General features: G+C 66.3%; 9 protein-coding genes. 6 read left to right on the plus strand and 3 right to left on the minus strand.

Features of this window, described 5'->3' with window-relative positions; translation table 11 throughout:
- Positions 1 to 159 precede the first annotated feature (159 nt).
- The 3 genes from ACTICP_RS15340 to ACTICP_RS15350 all read right to left on the minus strand — a co-directional run bounded on the left by ACTICP_RS15340 (position 160) and on the right by ACTICP_RS15350 (position 1,668).
- Entirely contained in the window at positions 160 to 816 is a 657-nt protein-coding gene (locus ACTICP_RS15340) for a GPP34 family phosphoprotein (protein ID WP_441893825.1), read from the minus strand.
- Between the two features lie 67 nt (positions 817 to 883).
- Entirely contained in the window at positions 884 to 1,372 is a 489-nt protein-coding gene (locus ACTICP_RS15345) for a hypothetical protein (protein WP_441893827.1), read from the minus strand.
- A 5-nt stretch (positions 1,373 to 1,377) separates the two neighbouring features.
- A complete protein-coding gene (locus ACTICP_RS15350) occupies positions 1,378 to 1,668 on the minus strand; it encodes a helix-turn-helix transcriptional regulator (protein ID WP_441893829.1) in 291 nt (96 codons plus the stop codon).
- Between the two features lie 143 nt (positions 1,669 to 1,811).
- Between ACTICP_RS15350 and ACTICP_RS15355 the strand changes: the two genes are divergently transcribed.
- Genes ACTICP_RS15355 through ACTICP_RS15380 form a run of 6 tightly spaced genes read left to right on the plus strand, consistent with a single transcriptional unit; the run spans position 1,812 to position 6,919 of the window.
- Complete coding sequence (locus ACTICP_RS15355) at positions 1,812 to 2,750, plus strand: ABC transporter ATP-binding protein (protein WP_441893841.1); 939 nt, start codon at positions 1,812 to 1,814, stop codon at positions 2,748 to 2,750.
- A 1-nt stretch (position 2,751) separates the two neighbouring features.
- A complete protein-coding gene (locus tag ACTICP_RS15360; RefSeq protein WP_441893831.1) occupies positions 2,752 to 3,681 on the plus strand; it encodes an ABC transporter permease in 930 nt (309 codons plus the stop codon).
- Positions 3,682 to 3,740: 59 nt separating this feature from the next.
- Positions 3,741 to 3,914 (plus strand): hypothetical protein, encoded by a 174-nt coding sequence (locus ACTICP_RS15365; protein ID WP_441893833.1) that lies wholly within the window; start codon positions 3,741 to 3,743, stop codon positions 3,912 to 3,914.
- Positions 3,915 to 3,948: 34 nt separating this feature from the next.
- Entirely contained in the window at positions 3,949 to 5,058 is a 1,110-nt protein-coding gene (locus ACTICP_RS15370; protein ID WP_441893835.1) for a site-specific integrase, read from the plus strand.
- Complete coding sequence (locus ACTICP_RS15375) at positions 5,055 to 6,530, plus strand: tyrosine-type recombinase/integrase (protein WP_441893837.1); 1,476 nt, start codon at positions 5,055 to 5,057, stop codon at positions 6,528 to 6,530. The genes ACTICP_RS15370 and ACTICP_RS15375 overlap by 4 nt, the downstream gene beginning before the upstream one ends.
- A complete protein-coding gene (locus ACTICP_RS15380) occupies positions 6,530 to 6,919 on the plus strand; it encodes a DUF6262 family protein (RefSeq protein WP_441893839.1) in 390 nt (129 codons plus the stop codon). Before ACTICP_RS15375 ends, ACTICP_RS15380 begins: the two co-directional genes overlap by 1 nt.
- Positions 6,920 to 7,040 lie beyond the last annotated feature (121 nt).

Here is a 7,040-nt window from a genome sequence, read left to right on the forward strand (position 1 = left end):
TCGTTATCTAGAGTCCCTGGATCGGTAGTGTGGCCTGAGCTGCATGTACGCATCGTGGACGGGTGTCCAGGACGCTGTAATCGTTGCCGCCTTGCGACGAAGATGGACGGCACTCGACGAAACTCGCAGACGAGATCGATCTCGGGGACGTCAGGGCGGTCAGTCGCCGGTGATCTGGAGGTACAGGACGGTGGCTAAAGCCGCGTTCGTGGCTTTGGCGGCGTTCATTGACGCGCTCAGCTTGCTGCCGGGGCCGGTGGCGATGTTCGCCAAGGCGGAACGTTGGGCGTCGTCGAGGTCAAGGACCGTGTCGATCTTCGCGCCGCGAACGAGGCCGGCCAGCGCCGCAGTACGTTCGGAAGGAGCGGTGGAGTCCTGGGTGAGCTCGGCGATGACCGTGGAGCGCACGGCCGGGTCGGGCACGCGTTTGCGATAAGGGATAAGCCCGAACAGTCGACCACGCCCGGGGCACAGTGCGCCAGCGTCGACGGCTGCGTCCTGCTGCACCTTCAGTGCCTGACGGCGGAGACGCAACCATGTGGCGATGTTGATCGAGCCGCTCCGGGCGCAGCTGCGGGCTAGGTCGGCGGTGACTTGGTCGCGCCAGGCGGGACCGTCGGTTGGAACTCGGGGGGCGACGATGTCCTTGTCTTCCACGGTGACGTCTCCGCGAACGGTCAGCTCAAGCAGCTCTGCGGCCGCAGTGACCTTTTGCGGTTGAAAGCGCTGGTAGGGCTGACCGTCCGCGGTGTGCAGCAGCGTTATCAGTGCCACGGGGATGCCCAGACGGTCGATGATCGAATCGGGCGGGGTCATCGTGGGGCTCCATTCCTCGTGGGCGGCAGGGATCGATCAGGCGTGTGCGGCGTGCAGGGCGGCTGACTCAGTCGTCCTCATCAGGAGGGGTAGTCCACGCCAGGAAGAAGGTTGGCAGGGCCGCGGGCAGCAGGAACGCCGCGAAGATGAGGTCGTCGGCGCGCAGAAGGACGCCTGGGTCGCCGTCCTGCGCACGGTTGGTCGCGACGCTGAAGACGAGGTAGAGCATGAGCGCGACGACCAGGGCAGTGACGTAGCCCACGTCGCGGGCTCGGGTGCGTCTAGCTGTCTCGTACTCGTCGATCGCTCCGGCGCTTCGTTCGGCGATGTCGCGGATCAGCACCCGCAAGGCCGCCCACATCAGCACGTAGCCGGCGAGGAGTGCCCACCGCCACACGGCCGCCGGGCCGTCCATCCCGATTACGGACACGACGCCGAAGGCCACCCAGGTGACGGCTCCAACGAGGACCAGGCCGCGACGGGCTCGCAGCGACATCCTTCTCGCCCGTTCGAAGCGCGTGGTGGTGGGTGTGTCTGTCGGGTGGTCAGCGGGCACGGTTCTCATCTTCCGGGGGGGGTTGGCGCCGCTGGGCCATGTGCGCGACCGGAGTAGGCCGCGGACAGAGGCGGGAACGGCTGGCGGCTGAAGACCGCTTCGACGGGTAGGTCGAAGACCTCGCAGATGTTCAGTGCCAGGGCCAGGCTCGGTGAGTGGTCGCCCCGCTCGATCGCGCCGATTGTCTGGGGATTGACCCCCACCCGCGCGGCGAGGTCGGCCCGCGAGAGGTCCAAGTCGGCCCGCAACACCCGAAGCCGGTTGTACAGAGGCTTCGGGTCACTCGCGCGCGGCACTGTGCCAACGCTACCAACAACGACGCACTATTGCAACGAGCAGTTGGACGAGCCTGCTATGGTGTTGTATAAACACGACGCTTCGTTGCACACGAGCCGCTACGCCGCCAACCACCAAAGAGGAGACGTCCCCGATGCTGATGATGTCCGACGTGAACAAGAGCTACGGGTCTCACCGGGTTCTGTCAGACCTGACGTTCTCCGTGCGTGAGGGGGAGCTGTACGGGTTCGTCGGTGGGAACGGCGCCGGCAAGACGACCGCGATGCGCATCATGCTCGGGGTGGCCCGTGCCGACTCCGGCAGCGTCACCTATGACGGGGCGCCGATGGATGACACCATCCGTGCGCGGGTGGGATACATGCCCGAGGAACGCGGCCTCTATCCGAAGATGACCGTGGGCGCGCAGCTGGCGTTCTTTGCCGAGCTCCACGGGATCGAGCGGCGTGGCGCCGCCTCGGCCAGCCGGTACTGGATCGAGCGTCTGGGCCTGGAAGAACTGGGTGGCTCAGCGCTGGAGACTCTGAGCCTAGGAAACCAGCAACGGGTCCAGCTCGCTGCCGCCCTCGTGCACGAACCGGGCGTCCTGGTGCTGGACGAACCGTTCTCGGGCTTGGACCCCCTGGCGGTCGATGTCATGTCGACGGTCCTGCGCGAGGAAGCCGACCGTGGTGCGCCGGTGATCTTCTCCAGTCATCAGCTCGACCTCGTCGAGCGATTGTGCGACCGGATCGGCATCATCAGCGACGGGCGAATCGTCGGCGAAGGTACCGTCGAGGAACTGAGCGCACAGTCCGGTCGCCAGCTCCTGATCCGCGCCACCGCTGCCCCGGAGGTCTGGCTCGGCGAACTGGCGCTGTGCCCCGCCTCGGCCGGCTGGTGTGAACGACTCCCCGATCTCGATGGTGCGGTGCGTCTGCGCCTGCACGGTGAGCAGGATTCCCAGCAGGTCTTGCGCACGGTCCTGCGTCATGGAGACGTCATCAACTTTCAGCACTGGCGTCCTAGCCTCACCGACCTGTATCTCGACGTCATGCAGGACGTCGAGGACCGCTCCGCCACCCCAGATGAGCAGGAGTTCTGATATGCCGGCCACCACCACGCCACGCACGGGACGCCCAGAGCTAACCTATCGGGCCAGCGGGAACAACCAGCCTGCGCCCCTCTCCACGCTCCGCGGGATCGGTCTGATCTTCCGACGTGAACTCCTCAGCCGACTGCTCTCCAAGGCCTTCCTGGCCTCGATGGCGGTCCTCGCAGCGTTGTCCTTCTTCTCTCCGTACCTATTCGGCTCCGAGGGGCAGCAGCAGGACCCGGCAGCGGCATCTCAACCTGTGAGCTACCTGATGCTCGCCCTCGCAGTTGGCCTGTCCATCGTCCTCATCATCATGCTGTGGGGGGCGACCCTGGCCACGGGTGTCGTCGATGAGAAAGCTAGCCGGGTTGTGGAAATTCTTCTCGCCTGCATCCGCCCCTGGCAGTTGCTCATCGGGAAAGTGCTGGCTGTCTCGCTGCTCGGACTCACCCAGATCGCGGCCCTCGCGGCCGCCGCCCTGGCGGGCCTCGCGGCCAGCGGCAACCCGATCCCCATGCCGGACCTAACGAACCCCGTAATCCCCGCCGCCCTCATCTCCCTCGTCTCGGGGGTAGTGCTGTTCTCCATCCTGATGGCGGCCCTGGCCGCGCGCGTGGCACGACAAGAAGACCTCAGCTCAGTTCTCCAGCCCGCTTACCTGCTCAGCCTCGGCCCCTTCGCCGCGGCCGTGATCTTGGCTTTCAACTCCCCGAGCAGTCCCTGGCTCGACGTGGCCTCGATCGCTCCCTTCTTCAACGTCTTCGCCATGCCTGTCCGCATGGCCATCGAAACCGTTCCTCTGTGGCAGCAAGGACTCGCCCTCCTGGTCTGCCTGGCCACGATCGCTGCAAGCAGCGCTCTGTCCGGCCGCATCTATGGCAACGCCATCCTCCGCTCCGGCGGCAAAGTCGCCCTGCGAGATTCACTCGCCGCGTCCTGACCGCTACCTCTGCCGACATACCAACCCGGCGCCCGAACGTCACCAGGAGACCCTCAGACATGAAAAGCAGTCCACTGCGCGTCGGCATCACCGTGATCAGCACGGTGGTACTCATTACATTCGTGGCCGCGCTCTTCTTGACAGACATGCCGACGTGGCCGCTGCTCGCAGGTGCCATGGTGATCCTGATCCCCGCGCAGATCTACCTCCACCGCACCAGAGCCCGCCGCTGATGCAGACTCTCGCAGCGCTCCGCACAGAGAGCTGATGTTTGTCCAGCGTGTGCTGTCGCCCGTTGATGGCGTGGAGTCGTGGACGGTGCTCGGCGGTGACGGTGCCCCGGTGGCTCCGGTCGAGCGGTATTTGGCGTACTTGACCCAGATCGAGCGGTCGCCGAATACGGTCAAGGCCTATGCCCACGATTTGAAGGACTGGTTCGTGTTCCTCGACGCCGAGGGCTTGGACTGGCGCGCGGTGCGATTGGAGAACGTCGCCGAGTTCGTCGCCTGGCTGCGCCGTCCGCCGGGGCTGCGCGATGGGTCTGTCCCGGTCCTGCCGTCGGTGGAACACCACTGCACCGAGGCGACGGTCAATCGGAAGCTCTCCGCGCTCAGCGCGTTCTATCAGCACGCCGCGCGCCACGGCGTCGACCTTGGGGAGTTGCTGAGGACGTGGCAGCCGGCCGGAGGCCGGGGCTCGGGGTGGAAACCGTTCCTGCACCACATCAGCAAGAGCAGACTACAGGCGCGGCGGGCAATCGCCCTGAGCGCACAGCGCAAGCTCCCGCGCGTGCTCAACGCCGCCGAGGTGCAGACGATCCTCGATGCCTGTGACCATCTGCGGGACCGGTTCCTCTTCGCGGTGCTGTTCGACACCGGGATGCGGATCGGGGAGGCGCTGGGCCTGCGGCACGAGGACCTCGCCGCTGCCGAGTCCCATATCACGGTCCAGTCACGGGTCAACGACAACGGTGCCCGCTCGAAATCACGCAGCTCGCGGACGGTGCCGGTGAGCGCGGAGCTTGTCCGGCTCTACGCCGACTATCTTCACCTGGAGTACGGCGACCTGGACTCTGACTACGTCTTCGTGAACCTGTGGGGCCGTCCCCACGGTCACCCACTGAGCTACACGGCCGTCTACGACCTGGTGAAGCGGCTACGCCGGCACACCGGGATCGACTTCGACCCGCACTGGTACCGCCACACCGCCGCGACCCGGATGCTGCGCGATGGTGTGCCGATCGAGGTGGTCTCGAAGCTGCTCGGCCACGCCGACATCACCACCACCGCCGCCGTCTACGGGCACCTGAGCGCCGAGGACGCGCGCAAGGCGTTGGAGGAAGCGGGCTGGTTCACCGGCCGAGAGGTACGACTGTGAGCGCGCCGAGCCCGCTGGTGCCCGAACGGCCATCGGCAACGGCGCGCGAGCGACGACGGACATTCCACCAGGCCAGCAGCTGGGACACCGAGTATCTCAAGGACGTCTGGCGGCTGCGTGAGCTCGGCATCAAGGACCGACGGCTCGCCCGGATCACCTTCGAGGACGTCCCGCAGGCCTGGCTCAAGGCCTTGGCCAAACGCTGGGCCCGCTGGCGCCTGGCCACGGGTCTCGGAGTGGTCAGCGTCTCCTCCGGCACACGAGCCATCACGTACTTCGGGCAGTTCCTCGCGGATTCGGCACCTGCCTTCCAGGGGATGGCAGACCTGGACCGGGAGGTGTTGGAGCGCTACCTCGCTCACCTGCATGCTCGGTTCTCAGGGACCGTGAAGCACCGCATGCTGATCGGCCAACTGAACCTGTTCTTCACCACTATCCGGCAGCACGGCTGGGATGACTCGCTGCCTTCGACGGTGATGTTCTTCAGCGAGGACTTCCCCAAGGAAGCCATCCGGCAACCGCGCGCGCTGAGCGAAACCGTGATGGCTCAGCTGGAGAACCCGGACAACCTCGCCAAGTGGAACAACCCCAGCTACGAGCTGATCACGCTGATCCTGATGGGCTGCGGCTTGCGCATCACCGACACCGTCCGCCTGCCAACCGACTGCATCGTCTACGACGGCGAGGGAGCGCCCTACCTGCGCTACCTCAACCACAAGATGAAGCGCGAGGCCCTGGTGCCCATCGATGCCGACCTCGCCGAGGTCATCGCTGCGCAGCGGCGCCGCCTGCAGGAGCGGTGGCCGGCTGGTACGCCGGTGCTCTTCCCGCGAGTCACGGACAACGACGATGGCCGCGAGTCGGTCGGTGACGGGGTCTACCGCAAGGCGCTGCACAGCTGGCTCAAGCGCTGCGACGTCCGTGACGAGCACGGCCAGCCCGTTCGCGTTGTCCCGCACAGCTTCCGCCACACGCTGGGCACCAGGCTGATCAACCGCGATGTCCCCCAAGAAGTGGTCCGGCGGATTCTCGACCACGACTCCCACGTCATGACCGCCCACTACGCCCGCCTCAGTGACACCACGATCCGTCGGCACTGGGAAGCCGCGCGGAAGGTCAACATCAAGGGCGAGACGGTCACCCTCGACCCGGACGGACCCTTGGCCGAGGCGGCCTGGGCCAAGCAGCGAGTCGGACGAGCCACCCAAGCCCTGCCCAACGGCTTCTGCGGGCTGCCGGTCCAGCAGTCCTGCCCGCACGCGAACGCGTGCCTGAGCTGCCCGATGTTCATCACCACCTCCGAGTTCCTGCCCGAGCACCGCCAGCATCGTCAGCAGGTCGTGCAGATCATCACCGCTGCCGAGGCCCGCGGCCAGCAACGACTGATCGAGATGAACCAGCAGGTACTGGGAAACCTCGACCAGATCATCACTGCACTGGAGGACGACCAGGACGGCGAGGCAAGCACCTGATGCATGCCGACAACAGCCATCACCTGATCGCCGCCGCCCAGCGGCGCCACGAGACGACCCGCGCCAAAGCCACCCAGGCTCTTCGCGACCTCGACCGCGAGGGCGGGGCGGTCACCTTCCAGATCATCGCGCAGAAGGCGCAGGTGTCGCGGTCCTGGCTCTACACCCAGCCCGACCTCTGCGCCGAGATTCGGCGGCTGCGCGACCTCCAGCGCGGCGCCATCGGCGCACCGCTGCCCGCGTCCCAACGTTCCACCGATGAGTCCTTACGACGCCGTCTCGAAGTCGCCAACGCGCGCGTCCGCGACCTCACCGCTGAGAATCAGCGAATTCGGCAACAACTGGAACACGCGCTCGGGCGACTGCGGGCATCGACCACGGCACGGTGACGAGGTCGGTGCCGCTTGATGGACGGCTCAGGATAACCGTGTCCACCAGGAAGACTTTCGATCCGCTGAGTCTCGTGCTGGACGTCATGGCCACGTCTGACCGGACTCCAGATAACGATCG

Origin of the sequence: Microbacterium sp., from assembly GCF_052102115.1 — a bacterium.
In the GTDB taxonomy this organism is placed as follows: Bacteria; Actinomycetota; Actinomycetes; order Actinomycetales; family Microbacteriaceae; genus Microbacterium.